A 20967-nucleotide genomic window follows, 5' to 3' on the forward strand; every position below is an offset into this window, starting at 1 on the left:
CCAATGTCCGAACTCACTTTTCTCTGGCACGACTACGAGACCTTCGGTGTCAATCCCCGCCGCGATCGGCCCTCGCAGTTCGCCGCCATCCGCACCGATGCCGAACTGAACGAAATCGGCGAGCCGATGATGTTCTATTGCAAGCCTACGGACGACTATCTGCCGGACCCGCAAAGTTGCCTGATCACCGGTATCGTGCCCCAGACCTGCCTCGAGCGGGGAATCAGCGAAACCGAGTTTGCCGGTCGCATCGAAGCCGCCTTCGCCCAGCCCGGCACGGTCGGTGTCGGCTACAACACCATCCGTTTCGACGACGAGGTGACGCGGCATTTGTTCTGGCGCAACCTGATCGATCCGTATGCGCGTGAATGGCAGAACGGTTGCAGTCGGTGGGATTTGCTCGACGTCGTGCGCCTTGCCTACGCTCTGCGGCCCGAAGGCATTCGATGGCCCCTGAAGCCTGACGGTAAACCAAGCTTTCGTCTGGAGGACCTGACACGTGCCAACGGACTGGTGCACGAGGCTGCGCACGATGCCCTGTCGGATGTGCGGGCAACCATCTCCATGGCGCGGTTGCTGCGTGACAAGAACCCCAGGCTTTTCGAATTCGCGCTTGGCCTGCGGAGCAAGGACCGCGTCGCACAGGAGCTGAATCTGCCGACCACGCAGCAGACCGCGCGGGCTTTTTTACATGTATCCGGCATGTTCCCGGCCGAGCGAGGCTGCCTGGCCGTGATGTGGCCGCTGGCAACGCACCCGATGAATCGCAACGAGCTGATTGCGTGGGATCTGTCGCAAGATCCGCAGCAACTCGCGGGGCTGAGCGTCGATGAAATACGCCAGCGCCTGTTCACTCGAACTGCGGAACTGCCGGAAGGTATGACACGGTTGCCCGTCAAGAGCGTGCATCTGAACAAGTCGCCCATGGTGGTTGCCAACCTTCGTACGCTGCGGCCCGAAATGGCGGCTCGCTGGCAGCTGGATCTGGAAGCGGCCGCCCGCCATGCCCTGTCTGCCCAGGCCATGCCCGACATGACTGCGATCTGGACAGAAGTCTTCAAGCGTCCTGCTGGCGGCGATGCACCCGATGTAGAGGAGGACCTTTACGGCGGACTTGTAGGTAACGACGATCGCCGCAAGCTGACCCATCTGAGGTCACTTGCGCCTCAGAAACTGGCAGATGCCCGTACCGGGTTCGATGATCCAAGGCTGGAAGACATATTTTTCCGCTTCCGTGCCCGCAATTTTCCTGAAACGCTCAGCGAAGCCGAAGGCGAGCGCTGGTCTTTGCATCGTGCCGCACGTTTGTTCGACGGTGCGGGTCAGGCCCGAACCGTCGACGAGTTCCTGGCGTCGCTCGACGTGTTGGGCGAACAGGCCGGCGAATCGGAAGATGGGCCGGACGAGCGTACCGAAGCCATCTTGTCGGCGCTCTACGATTACGCCGAAGCCATCGTGCCCGAGCGCGACTGAACCATTCAATCTTGAGACCGAACATGAGTAGCAACCGCGGATTCACCACCGATATCGTGCACGCCGACCGGGCCTTCGGGACCGAGGACGGCGCAGTGCACAAACCCGTCCATACATCCACCCAATACGGTTTCGAAAAGGTTTCCGACCTGATCGGCGTTTTCCAGGGCACCAAAAAAGGCGCTTATGTGTATTCGCGCCAGGGCACGCCCACAACCGCTGCACTCGAGGCCAAGCTGACCAGCATGGAGCAGGGCGTTGGCACCGTGAGTTTCGCCACTGGAATGGCTGCCATCAGCGCGGTGTTCCTGACGCTGCTGAAGGCTGGAGATCACCTGGTGGCGAGCAGGGCGGTATTCGGCAACACCAACAGCATCTTCGGCACGCTCAATGACCTGGGCGTGGCGGTGTCCCGCGTGGATGCCACTGACGTTGCACTGGTGGCTGCGGCCATCACGCCGGCAACCCGCATGGTGTTCGTCGAAACGCTGGCCAATCCGGGAACACAGATCGTCGACCTCGAAGGCATTGGCGCCTTGTGCCGTGAAAAAGGCCTGCTGTTCGTGGTGGACAACACCATCCTGTCGCCCTGGCTGTTCCGGCCGGGCCAAGTGGGCGCCGGGCTCGTGGTTCATTCCCTCACCAAGTCGATATGCGGCCATGGCAATGCGCTGGGTGGCGCGGTGGTTGACACGGGTTGCTTCGACTGGACCCACTATCCCAATATCAGCGAGACCTATCGCAAGGGCGACAGCCGTCAGTGGGGCCTGATGCAGGTTCGCAAGAAGGGTTTGCGCGACATGGGCGCTTCCTTGTCCTCGCAGCATGCACATGCCATTTCAGTCGGTGCGGAGACGTTGGCGTTGCGCATGAATCAGTCCAGCGCCGCCACTCTGGAACTCGCGCAATTCCTGGAGGCGCATCCGGCCATAGGCAGGGTCTATTACCCCGGGCTGCCGTCGCATCCTCAACATGCCATTGCGAAGAGACTCTTTCGTTCGGCCGGTTGGTTGTTGTCGTTCGAGCTGCGCGATCCGGACGACTGCCTGGCTTTCATCGATCGCCTGCAACTGGCGGTCAAGGCCACGGGCCTGGGCGATACACGTACCTTGGTGATCCCTGTCGCCCACACCATCTTCTGGGAAGCGGGCGCGGCGGTCCGTGCGGAAATGGGTATTTCGGACGGCATGGTGCGGCTGTCGGTGGGGCTGGAAGAAACAGCCGACCTGATCGAAGATTTCAGGCAGGCGCTGGAGGGCTGAAAAAACCGGGGCGGCATCAGGGCCGCCCAATAGAAAAAGGCCTCCATGCGGAGGCCTTTTTCATGCGGATCGCGCAGCGATCAGCTCAGGTGCTTGCCGATCAGGGCAGCCAGTTCGAACATCGAAACCTGGTCCTTGCCGAAGATGGCTTTCAGCTTGGCATCGGAGTTGATGTTGCGCTTGTTGGCTTCGTCCTGCAGCTTGTGTTCCTTGATGTACGTCCACAGCTTGCTGACGACTTCGGTGCGTGGCAGCGGGGTGCTGCCGACGACTGCAGCCAGCTGGGCGCTGGGGGTCAGGGCCTTCATGAAAGCGGCGTTCGGGGTGCGCTTGGCGGCGACCTTCTTGGCCGGTGCTTTGGCTGCAGGAGCGTCGGCCTTTGTCGCCGGTGCTTTAGCCGGCGCTTTTTTTGCAGTTGCCATGATCTTCTTCCTAAGGAAAGTTGGAGTCTTACCAGTGGGAAAACCATCTCTCCACTGGCTGCGCGCATGCTACTGGAGAAAAAACGGGTTTCCAAGCAAGACACTGATTTTTTCAGACGAGGACATGGCAATGTTGCGTCCGGGCGGCGGCCTTGTGGTGCCATCCGCCTCGAATCAAGCAAAAGGAAGAAACATGCGGTATGTCTTCGTGTACGGAACGCTTCGGCGCGGTGAGGTAAACGACATCAATCAGCAGGAGCCTGCGCCGCGGTTCATCGGCGAGGCATCGGTCGAAGGGCGGCTGTATCCGCTGGGTTGGTATCCGGGCCTGGTGCTGGGCGGGCCGGGCAGGGTGGTCGGCGAGGTCTATTCGGTCTCGGCGGAACTGGAAACCAGGCTCGACGAGATCGAAGGCCTGTTGCCAGAGCCGAGCGGTGAATACATCAAGCAATGCCTCGTGCTCGAAGTCGCTGGCCAGTCACTCGAATGCTTTCTTTATGAGATCGCACCGGCATTGGTCAGCCATCTTGCGCCGATGGCCGAAGGAGACTGGCTGCGGCGTCCGAGTGCCTGATTTTTTGCCTGCGCGATATTGTTTTCACATGATAAAAATTCTTTCTGCTGCATTGCAGCAATATTTCTCAATATGAGAATTGGAGTTTCTCATCGTGGAAATGTTCAGGCAAGTTGTTGATTTTAATGAATTAAATTCTTGTCTTCTATAAGACCGAAGAGATGATTGTTCGGCGGTGAGTGCCTAAAGTGGATTCCAGCGCGCCATGTCGGCGTAGCAATCCAGAAACCGAAGGAGTCCAACCATGCCGCACACCATCACTGAACAATTGAGCCGTGAACAACAGGTCGCAGCCCTCGAGAAGGACTGGGCTTCCAACCCGCGCTGGAAAGGTATCAAGCGCGGTTACAGCGCCGCTGATGTCGTGCGCCTGCGCGGGTCGTTTCCCATCGACTACACGCTGGCCCACCGCGGTGCCGAAAAGCTGTGGGATCTGCTGCACGACGAGAGTTACGTCAACTGCCTGGGTGCCCTGACCGGCGGACAGGCGATGCAGCAGGTCAAGGCCGGAATCAAGGCCATATACCTTTCCGGCTGGCAGGTCGCGGCGGACAACAACGGTTATGCAGCCATGTATCCCGACCAATCCCTGTACCCGGTCGACTCGGTTCCGCTGGTGGTGGAGCGCATCAACAACAGCTTCCGCCGTGCCGACGAAATCCAGTGGGCGAGGGGAAGCAACCCGGGCGACGACGGACACGTCGATTATTTCGCGCCCATCGTGGCCGATGCCGAAGCGGGTTTTGGCGGCGTTCTCAACTCGTTCGAACTGATGAAGGCCATGATCCGCGCCGGTGCTGCCGGCGTGCATTTCGAGGACCAGCTGGCTTCTGCAAAAAAGTGCGGCCATATGGGCGGCAAGGTGCTGGTGCCGACCAGCGAAGCCGTACAGAAGCTGGTGTCGGCCCGTCTGGCGGCCGACGTCTGCGGTGTGCCCGCGCTGGTCATTGCCCGTACCGACGCCGAAGCTGCCAACCTGCTGACCAGCGACCATGATGAAAACGACCGCGAATTCCTGAAAGGTTGGCGCACGGACGAAGGTTTTTATCGGGTCACCAACGGCATCGAACAAGCCATTTCACGCGCCGTCGCCTATGCCCATTACGCCGACCTGGTGTGGTGTGAAACCGGCACGCCCGACCTCGTGTTCGCCAGGAAATTCGCCGACGCTGTGCACAAGGTGCATCCGGGCAAGATGCTGGCGTACAACTGCTCGCCGTCGTTCAACTGGAAGAAGAATCTGGACGACGCCACTATCGCCAGGTTTCAGCGCGAACTCGGTGCCATGGGCTACAAGTTCCAGTTCATCACGCTGGCCGGCATTCATTCGATGTGGTTCAACATGTTCGACCTGGCGCAGGACTATGTTCAGCGCGGCATGTCGGCTTATGTCGAAAAGGTGCAGCAGCCGGAATTCGAAGCCCGCGAACGAGGCTACACGTTCGTATCGCACCAGCAGGAAGTGGGCACCGGTTACTTCGATGACGTCACCACCGCGATCCAGGGCGGCAAGTCGAGTGTGACGGCCCTGAACGGATCCACCGAGGAAGAGCAGTTCCACTGAGCGGTGGCGTAATTCCCCGGGTGATAAACTCGGGGGCTACGATTTCCATATCAGCAGCAAGAGCGAGAAAGGCAAACTGGTTATGACACCGCGAACTCCCTCGGAGATTTCCACCGGCCGCTAGGCCGAAGGTTCGCGCCTGCCCGTTTCCAAGCCTTCGTCGGCTGACATCCAAAAAGCGCGGACTTCCGCGCTTTTTGCTTTTCAGCCCTTTTGTGATTCTTTCCTGCTTCTTCACGAGAAGCCTCAAACGCCATGATCCAGATCACGCTTCCCGACAATTCGCAGCGCAACTTCGACGGCCCTGTGTCGGTTGCCGACGTCGCCCGGTCCATCGGCCCAGGCCTGGCCAAGATGACAGTCGCCGGCAAGGTCGATGGGCGCCTGGTCGACGCCAGCGACGTCATCGACCATGACGCCAGGCTGCAGATCATCACGCCCAAGGACGCCGAGGGCGTGGAGATCATCCGCCACTCGACGGCCCACCTTGTCGGCCATGCGGTCAAGCAGTTGTATCCGACGGCCAAGATGGTCATCGGCCCGGTAATCGACGACGGTTTCTATTACGACATTTCGTACGAACGCCCATTCACGCCGGACGATATGGCGGCCATCGAGGCACGCATGAAGGACCTGATCGCGCAGGACTACGACGTCGTCAAGAAGATGACGCCGCGCGCCGAAGTGATCGAAGTCTTCAGCGAGCGCGGTGAAGACTACAAACTGCGCCTGGTCGAGGACATGCCCGACGAGCAGTCGATGGGCCTCTATTACCACCAGGAATACGTCGACATGTGCCGCGGTCCGCACGTGCCCAATACGCGTTTCCTGAAGGTCTTCAAGCTGACGAAGCTGGCGGGTTCGTACTGGCGCGGCGATGCCAGGAACGAACAACTGCAGCGCATATACGGCACAGCATGGGCCGACAAGAAGGATCTGGAGGCTTACGTCCGTCGCATCGAGGAGGCCGAAAAGCGCGATCACCGTCGCCTGGGCAAGGAGCTCGACCTGTATCACATCGACGATGTGGCGCCGGGCGTGGTCTTCTGGCATCCCAAGGGTTGGGCTGTGTGGCAGGAGGTCGAGCAGTACATGCGCCAGGTCTACCGCGACACCGGCTACCAGGAAGTCAAGGGACCTCAGATCCTCGACCGCAGCCTGTGGGAAAAGACGGGTCACTGGCAGAACTACCGCGACAACATGTTCACGACCGAGTCGGAGAAACGCGATTACGCGCTGAAGCCGATGAACTGCCCGGGCCATGTGCTGATCTTCAAGAGCGACCTGCGCAGCTACCGTGATCTGCCTTTGCGTTACGGCGAATTCGGCCAGTGCCATCGCAATGAGCCCTCTGGTTCGCTGCACGGCATCATGCGTGTGCGCGGATTCACGCAAGACGACGGCCACGCCTTCGTGACCGAAGACCAGATACTGGACGAGGTGGTGGATTTCACGGCCAAGCTGCAGGCCGTCTACCGGGACTTCGGTTTCACCGACATCCTCTACAAGATCGCGACGCGCCCGGAGCATCGTGTCGGGTCGGACGAGCTTTGGGACAAGGCCGAACATGCTTGCGTGGAAGCGCTCAAGCGTTCCGGTGTCGACTTCATCATCTCGCCGGGCGACGGTGCTTTCTACGGCCCGAAGATCGAATACACGCTGCGTGACGCCATTGGCCGCCACTGGCAGTGCGGCACCATCCAGGTGGACTTCAACACGGCGGAGCGCCTGGGCGCCGAGTACGTCACCGAATCGAACGGCCGTGCCCATCCGGTCATGCTGCATCGGGCAATCGTCGGCAGCCTGGAACGTTTCATCGGCATGCTGGTCGAACACCACGCCGGTGCGATGCCTTCATGGCTGGCACCGGTGCAGGTTTCGGTGCTCACGATCACCGACAACCAGGCGGAATATGCCCGGGATGTTGTCAAAACACTGCGCAATCAAGGGCTTAGGGTTCAGCTTGACCTGCGCAATGAAAAGATTACGTATAAAATACGGGAGCATTCATTGCAGAAGCTGCCGTACATCCTGGTCATTGGTGACAAGGAAATGGCAGCTGGTGCCGTTGCAGTGCGCGCCCGGGGCGGTGTCGACCTCGGTGTAATGTCGGTGGCGGCCTTCGCCGAAAAGGTCGTTTCGGACGTTGCTCTCAAGAGCTGATTTTTTCTCCCGGCTGCTTCGTGCAGCCGGTAAAGACAGCTTTTGCCGTGTGTCTGCTGCCGGTTATTGCTACGGTTGTCGTAGCGTCTTTAAAAGGATATGAGCCATCGCTACTGAATTTCGTGACCGTCGCCATCGCGAGGAACGCAAGCATCGTCTGAACCGTGAAATCATGGCGCCTGAAGTGCGCCTGTCCGGTCCTGAGAACGAGCCCCTGGGTATCGTCAGCCTGTCCGAAGCCTTGCGCATGGCAGGTGAGCTTGACGTCGACCTGGTTGAAATTGCTGCCACGGCGAATCCGCCGGTCTGTCGTTTGATGGACTACGGCAAGTTCAAGTACCAGGAGCAGAAGCGTGCTGCCGAAGCCAAGGCCAAGCAGACGGTTATCGAGATCAAGGAAATCAAATTCCGTCCGGGTACCGATGACGGCGACTACAACATCAAGATGCGCAACATTCGTCGTTTTCTCGACGAAGGCGACAAGTGCAAGATCACGTTGCGTTTCCGCGGTCGCGAAATCACGCACCAGGAAATCGGCATGGCGTTGCTGAACCGCATTCGTGCGGACTTGGCCGACACCATCCTGATCGAGCAGTTTCCCAAGCTCGAAGGCCGGCAGATGATCATGATGATCGCTCCCAGCCGCAAGAAGGCGGCTGCTGCCAAGTCGGCAGCCGAAACGTCCTCGGCTTCGGCCTGAGGCTTTGTATTTTCAGAATTTGCCTGATGGAGACATCGGGCAATCGGGCGGTTGGCTGGCCTCCAGCGAATCGACCGGTGCGGTACTTTCGGGTACTGCAAAACAAGTGGCTCGGGGCAGCCAAGTCCGTGAAAAGTTTTCGCGGCGCCTCACGAGCACATATAGAAGGAGCATTTCATGCCCAAAATGAAGACCAAGAGCAGCGCAAAGAAGCGCTTTCGCGTTCGTCCAGGCGGTACCGTCAAGCGCGGTCAGGCCTTCAAGCGTCACATCCTGACCAAGAAGACCACCAAGAGCAAACGCAATCTGCGTGGCTCCGTAGCAGTGCACGAGACCAATATGGGCCACATCGCCCAGATGCTCCCGTTTGCTGGCCTGTAATCAACTGACGAACAAGGAGTAATTCAATGCCTCGCGTCAAACGTGGTGTAACGGCTCGCGCCCGCCACAAAAAGGTTCTCAAGCTCGCCAAGGGTTTTCGCGGTCGCCGCGGTAATGTCTTCCGTATCGCCAAACAGGCGGTGATGAAGGCAGGCCAATATGCCTACCGTGACCGTCGTACCAAGAAGCGTGTCTTCCGTCAGCTGTGGATCGCCCGTATCAACGCTGCTTCGCGTGAACTGGGCATGACCTACAGCCAGTTCGCCAACGGCCTGAAGAAGGCTGCCATCGAGATCGACCGCAAGATGCTGGCCGACCTCGCAGTGCACGACAAGGCTGCTTTCGGCAGCATCGTGGAACAGGTCAAGGCCAAGCTGGCGGCTTGATTGTTCGACGACGGACCGGCCGCTTGTGCGATCGGTCCGGACACAACATTTGAGGGCTAGGGCTGTCACAAGCACTAGCCCTTTTTCATTCCTAGCAAAAGCATCTATGAACGAGTTGGACGCGCTGGTCGCCAGTGCTGCACAGGCTTTCTCCGCCGCCGCCACGCCCGTGGACCTGGAAAATGCCAAGGCGCAGTTCCTGGGAAAGTCGGGCCGCATCACCGAACTGATGAAGGGCCTCGGCGCATTGCCGGTCGATGAAAAGAAAGCGCGCGGCGCTGTCATCAACAGTGCCAAGCAGGCGATCGAGGCTTCGCTGACCGAGCGCCGCCAGGCGCTGGCCGATGCCGAACTCGCACTCCAGTTGCGGGCCGAAGCGCTCGACGTGACGCTGCCTGGCCGGCAGCGCGGCGAAGGTGGCCTGCACCCGGTGTCGCTGACGCTGGAACGCATCGAAGGCATCTTCGGTTCGATGGGTTTCGACGTCGCCGAAGGACCCGAGATCGAGACCGACTGGTTCAATTTCACCGCGCTCAACACGCCGGCGGACCATCCCGCGCGTTCGATGCACGACACCTTCTACGTCGAGGGCGGCACTGCCGATGCGCCGCTGCTGCTGCGCACCCACACCAGCCCCATGCAGATCCGACATGCGGTGCAGCATGTCAAACGCCACCGTGCGGCCATCGACGCCGGCCACGGCATGCCCGAGATACGCGTGATCGCCCCCGGTCGTACCTACCGCGTCGACAGCGACGCCACCCACTCTCCGATGTTCCACCAGTGCGAAGGCCTGTGGATCGGCGAGAACGTCAGCTTCAAGGATTTGAAGGTCGTTTTCACCGACTTCTGCCGGACGTTTTTCGAAAGCGACGACTTGGTTCTGCGTTTCCGCCCCAGTTTCTTCCCTTTCACCGAACCCAGCGCCGAGATCGACATCCAGTTCAGCAGCGGGCCACTGGCCGGTCGCTGGCTCGAGGTCGCCGGCTCGGGGCAGGTGCATCCCAACGTGGTCCGCAACATGGGGCTGGACCCCGAGCGTTACCTGGGATTTGCCTTCGGCATGGGCCCCGACCGGCTCACCATGCTGCGATACGGCGTCAATGACCTGCGACTGTTCTTCGATGGCGACATGCGGTTCCTGCGTCACTTCCAGTAAACCGCGTTGCCCGACAGAAACACCGAAAGAAGCGACAGATGCAATTCCCGGAATCCTGGCTGCGCGAGTTCTGCAGCCCATCGCTGAGCACCCAGGCGCTCGCCGACACCCTGACCATGGCCGGCCTCGAAGTCGAAGAACTCGAGCCGGTCGCCAAGCCTTTCACCAACATCGTCGTCGGCGAGATTCTCTCGACCGAACAGCATCCCAATGCCGACCGCCTGCGGGTATGTCAGGTCGAGGCGGGGCAGGGCGCTCCGCTCACCATCGTCTGCGGCGCACCCAATGCGCGCCCTGGCATCAAGATTCCCTGTGCACTGGTCGGAGCGGCCTTGCCGCCTGGCGCTGACGGCAAGCCTTTCCTGATCAAGGTCGGCAAGCTGCGCGGCGTCGAGAGCCACGGCATGCTGTGTTCCGCCAAGGAACTGGGCATCGGCGAGGGCAACGAAGGCCTGCTCGAACTCGCGGCGGATGCACCGGTCGGCACCGATCTGCGTAGCTACCTTCAGCTCGACGACACCCTGTTCACCCTGAAACTCACGCCCAATCTGGCGCATTGCCTGAGCCTCTACGGTATCGCCCGCGAAGTGGCGGCCCTGACCGGTTCGCCGCTGCTGACACCGGCCGTGCCCGTGGCGGCCATCGCCCATGATGCGACGCTGGCCGTCGACATCCAGGCCACCGATTTGTGCGGTCGCTTCAGCGGCCGCGTGTTGCGCGGCGTAGATCCGAAAGTCGCCACGCCGGCTTGGATGGTCGAGCGCCTGGCACGTTGCGGCCAACGCAGCGTGTCGCCCCTGGTCGACATCTCCAACTACGTGATGTTCGAATACGGACAACCGACGCACATCTTCGACCTCGACAAGATCCAGGGCGGTCTGCAGGTGCGCTGGGGCCGCGAGGGCGAAAGCCTGAAGCTGCTCAACGGCAACACCGTCACCATCGACGCACAGGTCGGTGTGATCGCCGACGGCAGCCAGGTCGAGTCGCTCGCCGGCATCATGGGCGGCAACGCCACGGCTGTGTCCGACGACACCACCAACATCTACATCGAAGCGGCCTTCTGGTTCCCGCGGGCAGTTGCCGGTCGATCCCGCCGCTTCAATTTCTCGACCGATGCCGGTCATCGTTTCGAGCGGGGCGTCGATCCCGGCCGCACGGTCGAAGCCATCGAACGCATCACCGCGCTGGTTCAATCCATCTGCGGAGGCCAGGCCGGCCCGATCGCCGACCTGACGCCCAATCTGCCGCAGGTCAAGCCGGTCAGCATGCGACCCGCACGCGCCGCCAAGGTCATCGGCATGCCGCTGACCGCGCAGCAATGCGCAGACGCGCTGGCCTCGCTGGGCCTGCCGGTGGAGGCCGGTGCCGACGACACGCTGGTCGTCACGCCGCCGTCGTGGCGTTTCGACATGGCCATCGAGGAAGACCTGATCGAAGAGATCGCGCGTATGGTCGGTTTCGACAACCTGCCGACCACTCCGCCGCAGGGCCCCATCACGCCCAAGCTGCGTGCCGAGGCGCGCCGCAGCCCGTTCGCCGTGCGGCGGTCGCTGGCAGCGCGCGGTTATCAGGAAACCATCAATTTCAGCTTCGTCGAAGAAAGCTGGGAACGCCAGTTGGCAGGCAATTCCGATCCGATCCGCCTGCTGAACCCCATCGCCAGCCAGATGAGCGTGATGCGATCGTCGCTGCTGGGATCGCTCCTGCAGGTGCTGAAGTTCAACCTGGACCGCAAGCAGACCCGTGTGCGAGCCTTCGAACTGGGCCGTGTCTTCCTGCGCGATGCCAAGGCGGTCAATACCGACACGACGGTGCAGGGGTTCGACCAGCCGATGCGTGTCGCAGGAGCCGCCAGCGGCCCGGCCGATGCCATGCAATGGGGTCACGCCGAACGTGCCGTCGATTTCTTCGACGTGAAGGGCGATGTCGAATCCTTGCTGGCGCCACGTCAGCCGACGTTCGAGGCGGCGGAACATCCCGCACTGCATCCCGGCCGTTGCGCCCGCGTGCTGGTCGACGGTGTGGCCGTCGGTTTTGTCGGTGAACTGCATCCCCGCTGGCGCCAGTCCTGGGGATTCGCCCAGGCACCGGTGCTGTTCGAACTCGACCTCGCGGCAGTCATGCAACGTGGCGTGCCCGCACCGGTCGGTGTCGCCAAGCAGCAGGACGTCGAACGTGACATCGCCGTCGTCGTGGCCGAAGACCAGGGCTGGGACCGCATCCGCGCCGCAGCCCTCGGCGGTGACGCAGACGCCGTTTTGCGCCGGATTGAACTGTTCGATGTATACCGTCCGAAGCCTGCCAAGGACGGCAGCCTGCCGGCCGGCGGACTGGCTGCCGGCGAGAAAAGCCTGGCCCTGCGCCTGACCCTCAACGGCGGCGATTCGGCCCTGACCGACGAACAGATCGAGCAGACCGTGAAGGCTGTGCTGGCCCGCCTCTCCTCGGACACCGGCGCACGACTGCGCGCATGAAGGACCTGATCACCATGGACGCCAACGCGGAAGATTTTGTCGTCGAGAGCCTGGAAACCCCGGCCCTCACCAAGGCGCAACTGGCCGAGATGCTGTTCGACCGCATCGGCCTGAACAAACGCGAATCCAAGGACATGGTGGACGCGTTCTTCGACCTGATCTGCAGCAGCCTCATAGAAGGCAACGACGTGAAGATCTCGGGTTTCGGCAACTTCCAGATCCGTACCAAGGCGCCGCGCCCGGGACGCAATCCGCGCACCGGCGAATCGATTCCGATCCAGGCGCGCCGTGTGGTCACTTTCCACGCCAGCCACAAGCTCAAGGAACAGTTGCAGGACTGACCGACGGGGTCGGCGGAAACGCTGAACCTTGCTGGCAAGGCTTGTCGCTGCGACGAGCCTTGCGTTAAATTCGCAGCCCCTTCTTCAAAGCGCATTCATGGGCAGCACCACCCTTCCGGCCATCCCCGCCAAACGCTACTTCACCATCGGCGAGGTCGGCGAACTGTGCGAGGTCAAGCCGCATGTGCTCCGTTACTGGGAACAGGAATTCACCCAGTTGCGCCCGATGAAACGACGCGGCAACCGACGTTATTACCAGCACCATGAAGTGTTGATGATCCGGCGCATCCGCGACCTGCTTTACGAGCAGGGCTTCACCATCAGCGGTGCACGCAACAAGTTGCAGGAGTGGGTTCAGGCGGAACGCGGGGCGCGGTCGTCGGTAACCGCGGGTTTCGGCATCGCGTCTTCGGCAGTGGACATTTCCGATGAAGGCGACGACTTGGACGACAGCGCATCCGAACCCGTGGGAACTGCGGCAGGGTCCGTCGATGCGCCCACAGTCGACGTGCGGCCGCTGTCGCTGGCATCGGTTCGAAAAGAACTTTTGGCAATTCGTCTGTTGCTGTCCGAACCAGTGCAGGTTTGATGCTAGAATTCGAGGCTCGGCGTGTAGCGCAGCCTGGTAGCGCACTTGCATGGGGTGCAAGGGGTCGTGAGTTCGAATCCCACCACGCCGACCATATATTCCGCAAGGAAATCAAAGGGTTAGGACCAAAAGTCCTGACCCTTTTTGTTTTGCGTCTGACAAATCCGAATGGCCGCCTGACAAACGCGCCGGCTTTTAGGCCTTGTTTCGGCCTCCGATCGCTGATGGTAGAGGCATCGAGCTCGGCACCTTTCGGCGGTAAACGCGCTTCGTGACTTTGACGTCTTCATGGTGCAGCAGATCCTGCGCATCACCATCTGAATTGCTGTCCGAGGCAGCCTTTGCTCGCATGTCGTGGAAGGTAATCTCACGCGGGCCCAGGCCCAGCTTTTCTCGCACGTTCGCCCACAACCGCTTAAACGACTCTTTGCTGTACGGCTTTCCCTGCTTGGTGATAAAGAGGTAATCGCTCGGCAGACTGGCCGCTCCGCCGCGATTCGCTTTACGCAGTTCGACGGCAGCCGTCAGCGCGCGCCATAGGTCGGGTGTCATGAGATACGGCTTTGCAACGTGGCCGCGCTCGTTTCGCTTTTTGGTGACGCGCAATTCGAGCTGCTGCTCATTGAAGTCCTGCAGCCGGATATCGAAAATCATGCCGACCCGTGCGCCGGTCTGCGTGGAGATTTCAAGCATGCACCGCAATATCGGGCTTGCGGCTTCATAAATGTCGCTGTACTTCGTGTCGCTCACGTATTGGTCGCGCGGGCTCTCCGGCAGATATTCGATGGCCTCGCACGGGTTGTGTGTCGTCAGGCCCCAGCGGACACGCGCCAGCCGGAACATTCGCGACAGCAGCTGAATGTCTTTGTTCGCTGACGATCCCCGGTCCCGGTTATCGTGCAGGTGCTTTGTGATGGTGACGGCCCGCAGCCTGGTCGGTTGCAGCGCTTCAGTGTCGTTGCGGGCATACCGCATGGCGCCGAACTTCTCACGCAGTCGGCGGATGCGCCCCTCGTATTCGACGCGCGTCAGTTCGCGCTTGAAACCCGGTAGGTCGTCTGCTTCATATTTCTGCAGGATCTCTTCGACGGTGCCGGCCACGTCATCAGCGGGCAGCAGGGCTGCCAGCGCAGGAGATACGTGCTTCTCCCACCATAGGCGCGCCTCGATGGGCGTGACGCCGCAAAACATCTTCATGCCCCGGGCGCGAAGAGTTGTCTCTATTTCCTTGGTAGCCAGGTCGGTTCCTCGCCAGTACCAGCGGTCACCGTCTTTTCGCATGCCCCGCGGCAGATCGGGGATCTTCCGGTTAACCGAGCGCGGTCGCGCCATCGCTGATTTCTTTCGAGAGGGTGGCAAATGCGCGCACGGCGTCGACAGCCGATTCCATGCGGGCCAGGTTGGAGGCGTCGAGTTCGACCGTTGTCCAGCGGTGGCCGCAGGCACCACAGCAGCGCAGGCGGCTGATCTTGGCGCTCCCGGACCGGGAAGTCATCACGCGGTTTTCACCGCTCGTGCATGCTGGGCATTTCATCAGGCGCCTCCTTTCTTTGGTTCTGCGTTTGCCAACTCGATCAGCACATCCGCATGGCACGGCGTGCCTGGTCGGCACCAGCAGGCCAGCGACTTGCCGCGCAGCTCGCGCTGCAGGTCTCCAACCGAAACGAAGACATTGCCGTGGCGGGTACGGCCCGGGAAGCCGCCATCACGCGATACAAGGTCGCGAAACAGCATCACGGCCATGGCCTGATCGGTGATTGGAAACGTTCCGTCGACAGTGGTTACGCTCTCGCCCACGCGGTATGGGTTTCCCCAAACCGTCGTACGGTCGACCTTGACTGTGTTGGCCGGCATCCGCCAGCCCTTCGCACGGCTCAGCTGCACGCGAACAGGTAAATCAGCCATATGGAAACCCATCCTCTCCCGGCGCCCGGTCGGGCCTGGAATATCGTGAGACGTCAGCAGCGGTGGGGGAGGGTGCCTGGTCTTCCCGCTCGGCCCGGCAATTCCAGGCTGCAATAGCGCCGCCTTCAGTCCGGTGGGTTTGCGCCCGCAGGTATGCCGGACAGGTTTGTGCGCCAGCACAGCCCACCGCATGCCATCCGCCAGCGCTCGACATGCGAGCCGCGCCGCCGCAGAAGGGGCATGGCAGCAGCTCGCCCTTGGCGTCCTTTTCGTCGTGGTCGTGGCTCATGGCGATTCCTTGATGAACATGGCCCGTGTGTTCCAGCCGTTCGCAGCGTTGAAACGTGCTTGAGCGTGCAGGTTCTCGCAACGGCCACGCGAACGAATTTGGCCGCCCGCATATCCATTCGGCAAGACGCCGTGCTTTTCAGTGCCGCAGTTGTCGCACTGCACCCAGTAGCTCGGCGTGTGGGTGTTGCGCACATGCAGGTCGTTGGTGGTGCCGCAAAAGGGGCATGGCAAAAGCGGAGGTGTCGGGTTGTGCCCGTCCTGACCGTCTTCTTCGTAGGAGCCGCTGAAGCCCATCTCCTTGCTGCCGAAAATTTGAAGGCTCATGACTGCGACCCCGCTGCCGGTGCTGCTTGCTGGGCCTGCAAGGCGGTATCGATGGCTGCATCGCGCATGGGGAAAACTTCTGGTACGTCACGCCAGGTGTTCCACCCGATGCGTTTCCAGGTATCGAACGGTTGTTTGCGCAGCCATCGATACCGCGCCGCATCCCTCTCATCACCCTCCGCCCGAACGCTATCGCCGGTGGATTGGCTGGGGTTGGAAGCCGCACTCAGCGCATGCATCAAGCGGCGCCCCACCAAGTCTATTAAACGTTCGTCATTGGTTTCAGCAAGTGCTTCCGCCAGACCTTCATGATCTGCCGCCTCGTAGCACCCGACCACTTCGCTCAAGGCGTCCGCAGCTTTACGGTACATGAGCTGCAGGCCATGGTTGCAGTCTTTCAACTGCATGTTCTCGCGGACCATATTGGAGGGGTCAACATTTGCCACCAGCTGGTGGATGTAGTCCCGCGCTGCTGCCGGCAGAGCATTCACCTCGGCCGCCGTCATTCTCGGCACCGCCTCGCTCTTGCCGTGCGCTTGCGATGCGGAGAGGGCTGCGATGGCCTTCTCGACCCTTTCGGTGGCGCGCGCGTGGGCGGCATCAGCCTTGCCCATCGCGTAGTCCTTTGCGCGGCAGTGCCCCTGTGTGCGCTCCTCCTGCGCCAAATCAGCGATGGCTGCACGCAACTCGCTCACCGTCCCGTTGTCGCTCACGGGTTGCGCTTTGCGCTCCACAAGCTGCGGAGCGGCGAACCGAGCGGCAATCTCCTTGGCCTCGGCCAGCTTGCCCGGCACGATATAGCCGGCGGTTTCGAGCAACTGCAGCACGTAGGTTGCATCGCTCGGTGCTTGGTCTCCACTGGTTTCGGTGGAGGGGGCGGAAAGTGCCTCTTCAGCCAACCGGACGCGCCAGTCAAAGGTTTCGAATTCAGCCTGCGAGTCTGCCTTGCTGCGATAAATCACCATCAGTTCGCACGCTTCTTTAAGCGCCGCGCGCAGTTTGGTTCCGTTGGATTCGCTCACGATGCTTCCTTCGGTGAGGGGGTGGTGATGGGGGAGACCAACTTGGCAACGACTGCGCGGGCCGCGTCGAAAGTTGCGCACCGCGGGTCGTCGATCCGCACGTTGACGACGGCAAGAACAGATTGCAGGGCGGCCAGCAGCTCGGGCGCGGTGGCGATCAACACCATGTCAGGGTGCGTCACGTTCATCAGCCATCGGGCGTGGTGTTCTCGGCCGGGGAAAGGTGCGCGCCAGTCGTCGCGTTCATGCAGCTTGTTCAGCAGGTTCATGCCGGCTTCTGATGTATCGCGCAGACGGATTCCTGCACCCGCCATGCCCCACCGGGTGAAATCCATGACGGTCAGGTCAAACTGAGGGCGGAGTCCGCCCACCAGCTGTACTTCCCTGCTCGATGCGTTGAACTCCCAGCGCCAAGGCCCGGGCGTGTGTGTCGCCACTTTGTCTGCCGCTATATCGGGAGTGGCGTTCATACTGGACCTCCAACATGGAGAACGAAATGACCCGACGCGTTACCGACGGCGCCCTGTCCGCCGAAGAATTCGAAGCCCTGACCCCGAAGGAACAGCTGTTCGCGCTGCTCGGCATGATCGACCGCTATATCGACGGGACGCCGGGCCACACGATGGACGCTTGGCATGCGGCCAAGATCAGCGAGGCGCTGGAAAAAATCGAAGCGGGCGAGGTGATGGCTGCTGCCCACGACCTGGCGCTGGCCGATCAGGCGGAACACGGCAGGCCGGAATTGGTGGCTGAAGACGTCTCGGTTGACGCGCTGCGAAAGGAAGCGCACTCGGCGCGCAAGCGCGTGATGGCCTCTGCTTAAAAGATTCGTCATGCTGCGGCCCTCCCGGCGATTTGCATTTCGTGGCGGAAGTTCGCGCGGGCCAGCGCTTCGGCCTGTGCCGGCGCCACGCTGTTGCCGCACATCCGCACCTGGGCCGTGGCCGTCAGCGGGATGCGGGGCACCAGCAACGGCTCGCTGGCCTGCATGCCGCCCGCGAACAGCAGCGCCGGGTTCGGGATCTCGTGGATCACGTAGCCGCGCGGGAAGCTCTGCGCCCTGAAGAGTTCCGGTGCCTTCAGCATCCGCAGCGTGATGTCGACCAACACCCAGTCGCCCACCAACACCAGGTCGGCCGGCTCCGGGAAATGCTCGGGCAGGTACTGGTGCAGCAGCTCGGCGCATTGCTTTGCGCGGGCCTGCAGTTCCGGCGCCAGGCAGTCAGCCGAGACCTGCACTACCTGCACCAGACCCATGCGGCCCTTCGTCGGCAGCGTGTGCATCGGCTCGGCCAAGCCCTGCCACTGGCCGCCGCTGCTGTAGTACTTCACGCAGTAGGCGGTTATCAGCCGCTGGTTGCTGCCGGCGGCCGTGATCGTGGACATCGGCGCATCGGCGGCCCGGCCGTCGCCGTCGTAAAACCCGCCGTTTGCCTGCTCCAGGCATGCCGCCACCAGGGCTTGTTCGCCGCGGTGCGCGCCAGTGATGGTGCGCAGCGGCTCGGCCGCATCGTTGCCGGCCCGCTCGCCGTGGTGGGTGAGGTGCGTCAGGTGCACCGCCGTGACCGCGCTGGGTACGCTGCTAGCCGTGATGGTGTTGAGCGGGACATCGAGGCTGCGCGCGCCGTCGCTCCAACGCTTCGCACCGGTTGAGCAGGATTCACCATGGCCCATGTCCACCAGGTGTGCGGCGATCAGCGCGGACTTCCCGCCGCCGCCGGCTGTGGTGGTGGCCAGGGGCTCGTCCACGCCATGGCCAATGCTCTTGCCCATGTCGCGCTGGATGTGCGCGGTGACAAGCTGGGCCTGGGATACCGCATGCTTTACGCCGCCAGCCACCACCGTGCCGAGCGGCTGGTTGATGTCCAGCGCCCGGGGTTCCTGCCCTGGCCGCTCGCCGTACCCGATGGTGATCAGGTGCGCGCCGGAAAGGGCGTGATGCGTCCCGCCGGCGGAGATGGTCGACAGCGGTGCGGCGATGTCGTCACCGTTCAGGTGGGTCTCTTCGGTGCCGCGCATCGGGTGCAGGGTCGGTGCCACCACAGAGAAATGCCCGCCTTTCACCTGGGCGCAGATCGTACGCAGTGGCTCGCCGGCCGCCATGGTCCGCTGGGTGCTGCTGTTGGCGTGTTCGGTGATGAAAGGTGCGAGAGCTGCACCGGTCAGCGCGTGGTGTCCGCCGGTTGTGATCGTCGGGACCGGGTGGTCCACGGCCGCGCCGCTGTGGCCGGTGGTGTTGGTCACCAGCAGTGGAGCCAGTGCGCCAGTGGCGACCGCGCGATGGTTCTCGGTTGTCAGCGCGCCGAGCGGGCGGTCCACCGGCACTGGTTTGCCGGAATAAGCGGGCCCGCCGGCACCCACGATCAGCGGGGCCATGGCCGGCGCCACAGCTGCAAAGCCGTTTGACGACGTGATGGTCCGCAGTGGTTCGTCAGCGCTCCAGGCGTTGGGCCCGCGGCCTGTGGTCTTGCCGTTGGCGGTGTTGACGATGAAAGGCTTCGGACTGGTCAACACATGGCGCCACAGGCCCTTTGCCACCCGACGCAGGGTGTTGTCGGCCAGGGCCTTCTTGCGGTCGAACACGCTGCGCGCTGGCAGGTCAAAGTCGATGCATTCGGCCGCTGAGCGCCAAGGCAGCAGCTTGCCGGCCAGCACGGCCGGGCTCGCGGGATCGCCATGGGTGGCATCCGGCCAGACGATGGGCAGCCCGTCGCGCCGCGCGACCATGAAGAGGCGCTTGCGGATGGTCGGCGCACCGTTGTCGCAGGCCCGAAGCTCTTTCCATTCGACCTGGTAGCCATGACCACGCAGCTGGCGGACGAAGCTGTCGAAGGTCTTGCCGCGCTTCGCCGGGTCCGGCATCCAGACTTCTTTGCCGTCCACCGTGACCAGCATCAGCGGGCCCCAGGTGGTGAATTCTTCGACGTTCTCCAGCATCATCACGCGAGGCTTGCAGCGGGCGATCCAGCGCATGCCGACCCAGGCCAAGCCACGGATGTGTTTCGCCACCGGCGTGCCGCCCTTGGCCTTGGAAAAATGCTTGCAGTCAGGCGATAGCCACACCAGACCGACCGGCTGGTTCTTCGTCACCTTGATCGGATCCACATCCCACACGCTCTCCAGCAAGTGAAGCGTGTGCGGGTGGTTGATGGCGTGCATCGCTAGCGCTTCGGGATCGTGGTTGATCGCGATGTCCACCGGGCGGCCAAAGGCGGCTTCCAGCCCGGTCGACGTGCCGCCGCCCCCGGCGAAGTTGTCGATGATGAGTTCGTCGGCGAAGGGCAGGCCGAGCGAGATGAGGTCGCGCTTCATGCCTCTTCTCCATGTCGCATACCGTTGGGGATGGCGAGGGCGTACAGTGCGCACGCTACCCAAAAAGGCCTATGAATCCCCTGACGGTCGAGCAGATGCGGGAAATTCGCAGGCTGATCATTCGAGAACGACGGCGCATTCTTGAGGAAGCGCGCGTTACGTCTGAGCGTCTGGCCCAGGTGGTGGAAGAACTTCGCGTGGAGATGGCCGTGAGGCATGGACTCGCCTCGCGCGTACTTGCGGAGATCCGGCTTCGCGAGAGGCGTTGAGCTGTTACATAGGTCAGCGCGTGCTGCGGGCAGAGATTGGTGATCCAATCCGCCTCCACTCCAGGAGCCACCATGTGTGTGGAATATCTCGTTAACTTCGGAACCGCCCAGGTGTATCTCGATGTCGAGGGCAACCGCTGCGCGCCGCCTGGTAGCAGGCCCCCCGGCCACGAGCAGACCGTGCATTTCGTTCAGATAACGAACGACGGAGCGGTTTTGACAAAGACCTGGGACATTGGGCTTGCAGAGTTTTCCGAACAGCAGCGGCAAACGGCGAAGCTGTATAAAAAAACGATCTACTGATCGCGCGGTTAGCTGGCGGGCCTGGCCAGTGGTGGTGCAGGCCTGATAGG

24 protein-coding genes and 1 tRNA gene are annotated in these 20967 nt (G+C 61.9%); 16 read left to right on the plus strand and 9 right to left on the minus strand.

Annotated elements, in window-relative coordinates; translation table 11 throughout:
- Positions 1 to 3: 3 nt before the first annotated feature.
- A complete protein-coding gene (gene sbcB, locus AC3ANW_RS08425; protein ID WP_488344732.1) occupies positions 4 to 1473 on the plus strand; it encodes an exodeoxyribonuclease I in 1470 nt (489 codons plus the stop codon).
- 23 nt (positions 1474 to 1496) lie between these two features.
- Positions 1497 to 2735: a cystathionine gamma-synthase family protein gene (locus AC3ANW_RS08430; protein ID WP_488344733.1), complete on the plus strand. Its 1239-nt coding sequence runs from the start codon at positions 1497 to 1499 to the stop codon at positions 2733 to 2735.
- Positions 2736 to 2815: 80 nt separating this feature from the next.
- Here AC3ANW_RS08430 and AC3ANW_RS08435 read toward each other — a convergent pair whose 3' ends face one another.
- Positions 2816 to 3157 carry an SWIB/MDM2 domain-containing protein gene (locus AC3ANW_RS08435; RefSeq protein ID WP_488344734.1) on the minus strand — a complete coding sequence of 114 codons (342 nt, stop codon included), beginning with the start codon at positions 3155 to 3157 and terminating at the stop codon, positions 2816 to 2818.
- On the opposite strand from AC3ANW_RS08435, the gene AC3ANW_RS08440 reads away from it, so the two are divergent.
- The 11 genes from AC3ANW_RS08440 (at position 3042) to AC3ANW_RS08490 (ending at position 13585) form a co-directional block, all read left to right on the plus strand.
- Positions 3042 to 3731, plus strand: coding sequence for a gamma-glutamylcyclotransferase family protein (locus AC3ANW_RS08440; protein ID WP_488344735.1), 690 nt, complete (start codon positions 3042 to 3044; stop codon positions 3729 to 3731). The genes AC3ANW_RS08435 and AC3ANW_RS08440 overlap by 116 nt on opposite strands.
- A gap of 244 nt (positions 3732 to 3975) precedes the next feature.
- Positions 3976 to 5295 carry an isocitrate lyase gene (aceA, locus tag AC3ANW_RS08445; RefSeq protein WP_488344736.1) on the plus strand — a complete coding sequence of 440 codons (1320 nt, stop codon included), beginning with the start codon at positions 3976 to 3978 and terminating at the stop codon, positions 5293 to 5295.
- A 255-nt stretch (positions 5296 to 5550) separates the two neighbouring features.
- Complete coding sequence (gene thrS, locus AC3ANW_RS08450) at positions 5551 to 7458, plus strand: threonine--tRNA ligase (RefSeq protein ID WP_488344737.1); 1908 nt, start codon at positions 5551 to 5553, stop codon at positions 7456 to 7458.
- Between the two features lie 172 nt (positions 7459 to 7630).
- Positions 7631 to 8158, plus strand: coding sequence for a translation initiation factor IF-3 (gene infC, locus AC3ANW_RS08455; protein ID WP_488344738.1), 528 nt, complete (start codon positions 7631 to 7633; stop codon positions 8156 to 8158).
- A gap of 177 nt (positions 8159 to 8335) precedes the next feature.
- Positions 8336 to 8539, plus strand: coding sequence for a 50S ribosomal protein L35 (gene rpmI / locus AC3ANW_RS08460; RefSeq protein ID WP_488344739.1), 204 nt, complete (start codon positions 8336 to 8338; stop codon positions 8537 to 8539).
- A gap of 26 nt (positions 8540 to 8565) precedes the next feature.
- On the plus strand, positions 8566 to 8925 hold the full coding sequence (gene rplT / locus AC3ANW_RS08465; protein WP_488344740.1) for a 50S ribosomal protein L20: 360 nt from the start codon (positions 8566 to 8568) through the stop codon (positions 8923 to 8925).
- A gap of 106 nt (positions 8926 to 9031) precedes the next feature.
- A complete protein-coding gene (pheS, locus tag AC3ANW_RS08470) occupies positions 9032 to 10084 on the plus strand; it encodes a phenylalanine--tRNA ligase subunit alpha (protein ID WP_488344741.1) in 1053 nt (350 codons plus the stop codon).
- Positions 10085 to 10122: 38 nt separating this feature from the next.
- Positions 10123 to 12561 (plus strand): phenylalanine--tRNA ligase subunit beta, encoded by a 2439-nt coding sequence (gene pheT, locus AC3ANW_RS08475; RefSeq protein ID WP_488344742.1) that lies wholly within the window; start codon positions 10123 to 10125, stop codon positions 12559 to 12561.
- Positions 12558 to 12902: an integration host factor subunit alpha gene (locus AC3ANW_RS08480; protein ID WP_488344743.1), complete on the plus strand. Its 345-nt coding sequence runs from the start codon at positions 12558 to 12560 to the stop codon at positions 12900 to 12902. The genes pheT and AC3ANW_RS08480 overlap by 4 nt, the downstream gene beginning before the upstream one ends.
- Before the next feature lie 97 nt (positions 12903 to 12999).
- Positions 13000 to 13491, plus strand: a complete 492-nt coding sequence (locus AC3ANW_RS08485; RefSeq protein ID WP_488344744.1) for a MerR family transcriptional regulator — start codon at positions 13000 to 13002, stop codon at positions 13489 to 13491.
- 17 nt (positions 13492 to 13508) lie between these two features.
- Positions 13509 to 13585, plus strand: a tRNA-Pro gene (locus tag AC3ANW_RS08490).
- A gap of 101 nt (positions 13586 to 13686) precedes the next feature.
- Here the strand turns inward: AC3ANW_RS08490 and AC3ANW_RS08495 are convergent.
- Genes AC3ANW_RS08495 through AC3ANW_RS08525 form a run of 7 tightly spaced genes read right to left on the minus strand, consistent with a single transcriptional unit; the run spans position 13687 to position 17503 of the window.
- Positions 13687 to 14823 (minus strand): site-specific integrase, encoded by a 1137-nt coding sequence (locus AC3ANW_RS08495; RefSeq protein WP_488344745.1) that lies wholly within the window; start codon positions 14821 to 14823, stop codon positions 13687 to 13689.
- Entirely contained in the window at positions 14801 to 14986 is a 186-nt protein-coding gene (locus AC3ANW_RS08500) for a hypothetical protein (RefSeq protein WP_488344746.1), read from the minus strand. Before AC3ANW_RS08500 ends, AC3ANW_RS08495 begins: the two co-directional genes overlap by 23 nt.
- Positions 14987 to 15024: 38 nt before the next feature.
- On the minus strand, positions 15025 to 15396 hold the full coding sequence (locus AC3ANW_RS08505) for a DUF4326 domain-containing protein (protein ID WP_488344747.1): 372 nt from the start codon (positions 15394 to 15396) through the stop codon (positions 15025 to 15027).
- Positions 15389 to 15685 (minus strand): Lar family restriction alleviation protein, encoded by a 297-nt coding sequence (locus AC3ANW_RS08510; RefSeq protein ID WP_488344748.1) that lies wholly within the window; start codon positions 15683 to 15685, stop codon positions 15389 to 15391. The genes AC3ANW_RS08505 and AC3ANW_RS08510 overlap by 8 nt, the downstream gene beginning before the upstream one ends.
- On the minus strand, positions 15682 to 16011 hold the full coding sequence (locus AC3ANW_RS08515; protein WP_488344749.1) for a Lar family restriction alleviation protein: 330 nt from the start codon (positions 16009 to 16011) through the stop codon (positions 15682 to 15684). Before AC3ANW_RS08515 ends, AC3ANW_RS08510 begins: the two co-directional genes overlap by 4 nt.
- The gene (locus AC3ANW_RS08520; RefSeq protein WP_488344750.1) at positions 16008 to 17033 is read right to left on the minus strand and encodes a hypothetical protein; all 1026 of its coding nucleotides are present in this window, start codon (positions 17031 to 17033) and stop codon (positions 16008 to 16010) included. Before AC3ANW_RS08520 ends, AC3ANW_RS08515 begins: the two co-directional genes overlap by 4 nt.
- A complete protein-coding gene (locus AC3ANW_RS08525; RefSeq protein ID WP_488344751.1) occupies positions 17030 to 17503 on the minus strand; it encodes a hypothetical protein in 474 nt (157 codons plus the stop codon). The genes AC3ANW_RS08520 and AC3ANW_RS08525 overlap by 4 nt, the downstream gene beginning before the upstream one ends.
- Positions 17504 to 17529: 26 nt before the next feature.
- Between AC3ANW_RS08525 and AC3ANW_RS08530 the strand changes: the two genes are divergently transcribed.
- Positions 17530 to 17856 (plus strand): hypothetical protein, encoded by a 327-nt coding sequence (locus tag AC3ANW_RS08530; RefSeq protein ID WP_488344752.1) that lies wholly within the window; start codon positions 17530 to 17532, stop codon positions 17854 to 17856.
- A gap of 8 nt (positions 17857 to 17864) precedes the next feature.
- Here AC3ANW_RS08530 and AC3ANW_RS08535 read toward each other — a convergent pair whose 3' ends face one another.
- Positions 17865 to 20345 (minus strand): DNA cytosine methyltransferase, encoded by a 2481-nt coding sequence (locus AC3ANW_RS08535; protein ID WP_488344753.1) that lies wholly within the window; start codon positions 20343 to 20345, stop codon positions 17865 to 17867.
- Between the two features lie 71 nt (positions 20346 to 20416).
- Here AC3ANW_RS08535 and AC3ANW_RS08540 point away from each other — a divergent pair, with 71 nt between their 5' ends.
- Both AC3ANW_RS08540 and AC3ANW_RS08545 read left to right on the plus strand, forming a co-directional pair.
- Positions 20417 to 20614 (plus strand): hypothetical protein, encoded by a 198-nt coding sequence (locus AC3ANW_RS08540; protein WP_488344754.1) that lies wholly within the window; start codon positions 20417 to 20419, stop codon positions 20612 to 20614.
- A 78-nt stretch (positions 20615 to 20692) separates the two neighbouring features.
- Entirely contained in the window at positions 20693 to 20917 is a 225-nt protein-coding gene (locus AC3ANW_RS08545) for a hypothetical protein (RefSeq protein WP_488344755.1), read from the plus strand.
- Positions 20918 to 20967 lie beyond the last annotated feature (50 nt).

The organism is Xylophilus sp. PBN-3R, from assembly GCF_057747805.1.

What these genes read in the sequence shown, in the direction of transcription:
- AC3ANW_RS08485 (WP_488344744.1), top strand. Translation starts at nt 13,000, where the DNA reads ATGGGCAGCACCACCCTTCCGGCCATCCCCGCCAAACGCTACTTCACC.
- AC3ANW_RS08535 (WP_488344753.1), bottom strand. Translation starts at nt 20,345, where the DNA reads ATGAAGCGCGACCTCATCTCGCTCGGCCTGCCCTTCGCCGACGAACTC.
- AC3ANW_RS08540 (WP_488344754.1), top strand. Translation starts at nt 20,417, where the DNA reads ATGAATCCCCTGACGGTCGAGCAGATGCGGGAAATTCGCAGGCTGATC.
- rplT (WP_488344740.1), top strand. Translation starts at nt 8,566, where the DNA reads ATGCCTCGCGTCAAACGTGGTGTAACGGCTCGCGCCCGCCACAAAAAG.
- AC3ANW_RS08505 (WP_488344747.1), bottom strand. Translation starts at nt 15,396, where the DNA reads ATGGCTGATTTACCTGTTCGCGTGCAGCTGAGCCGTGCGAAGGGCTGG.
- AC3ANW_RS08440 (WP_488344735.1), top strand. Translation starts at nt 3,042, where the DNA reads ATGAAAGCGGCGTTCGGGGTGCGCTTGGCGGCGACCTTCTTGGCCGGT.
- AC3ANW_RS08530 (WP_488344752.1), top strand. Translation starts at nt 17,530, where the DNA reads ATGACCCGACGCGTTACCGACGGCGCCCTGTCCGCCGAAGAATTCGAA.
- AC3ANW_RS08500 (WP_488344746.1), bottom strand. Translation starts at nt 14,986, where the DNA reads ATGACTTCCCGGTCCGGGAGCGCCAAGATCAGCCGCCTGCGCTGCTGT.
- sbcB (WP_488344732.1), top strand. Translation starts at nt 4, where the DNA reads ATGTCCGAACTCACTTTTCTCTGGCACGACTACGAGACCTTCGGTGTC.
- AC3ANW_RS08495 (WP_488344745.1), bottom strand. Translation starts at nt 14,823, where the DNA reads ATGGCGCGACCGCGCTCGGTTAACCGGAAGATCCCCGATCTGCCGCGG.
- AC3ANW_RS08480 (WP_488344743.1), top strand. Translation starts at nt 12,558, where the DNA reads ATGAAGGACCTGATCACCATGGACGCCAACGCGGAAGATTTTGTCGTC.
- rpmI (WP_488344739.1), top strand. Translation starts at nt 8,336, where the DNA reads ATGCCCAAAATGAAGACCAAGAGCAGCGCAAAGAAGCGCTTTCGCGTT.
- infC (WP_488344738.1), top strand. Translation starts at nt 7,631, where the DNA reads ATGGCGCCTGAAGTGCGCCTGTCCGGTCCTGAGAACGAGCCCCTGGGT.
- thrS (WP_488344737.1), top strand. Translation starts at nt 5,551, where the DNA reads ATGATCCAGATCACGCTTCCCGACAATTCGCAGCGCAACTTCGACGGC.
- pheS (WP_488344741.1), top strand. Translation starts at nt 9,032, where the DNA reads ATGAACGAGTTGGACGCGCTGGTCGCCAGTGCTGCACAGGCTTTCTCC.
- pheT (WP_488344742.1), top strand. Translation starts at nt 10,123, where the DNA reads ATGCAATTCCCGGAATCCTGGCTGCGCGAGTTCTGCAGCCCATCGCTG.
- AC3ANW_RS08515 (WP_488344749.1), bottom strand. Translation starts at nt 16,011, where the DNA reads ATGAGCCTTCAAATTTTCGGCAGCAAGGAGATGGGCTTCAGCGGCTCC.
- aceA (WP_488344736.1), top strand. Translation starts at nt 3,976, where the DNA reads ATGCCGCACACCATCACTGAACAATTGAGCCGTGAACAACAGGTCGCA.
- AC3ANW_RS08435 (WP_488344734.1), bottom strand. Translation starts at nt 3,157, where the DNA reads ATGGCAACTGCAAAAAAAGCGCCGGCTAAAGCACCGGCGACAAAGGCC.
- AC3ANW_RS08430 (WP_488344733.1), top strand. Translation starts at nt 1,497, where the DNA reads ATGAGTAGCAACCGCGGATTCACCACCGATATCGTGCACGCCGACCGG.
- AC3ANW_RS08510 (WP_488344748.1), bottom strand. Translation starts at nt 15,685, where the DNA reads ATGAGCCACGACCACGACGAAAAGGACGCCAAGGGCGAGCTGCTGCCA.
- AC3ANW_RS08525 (WP_488344751.1), bottom strand. Translation starts at nt 17,503, where the DNA reads ATGAACGCCACTCCCGATATAGCGGCAGACAAAGTGGCGACACACACG.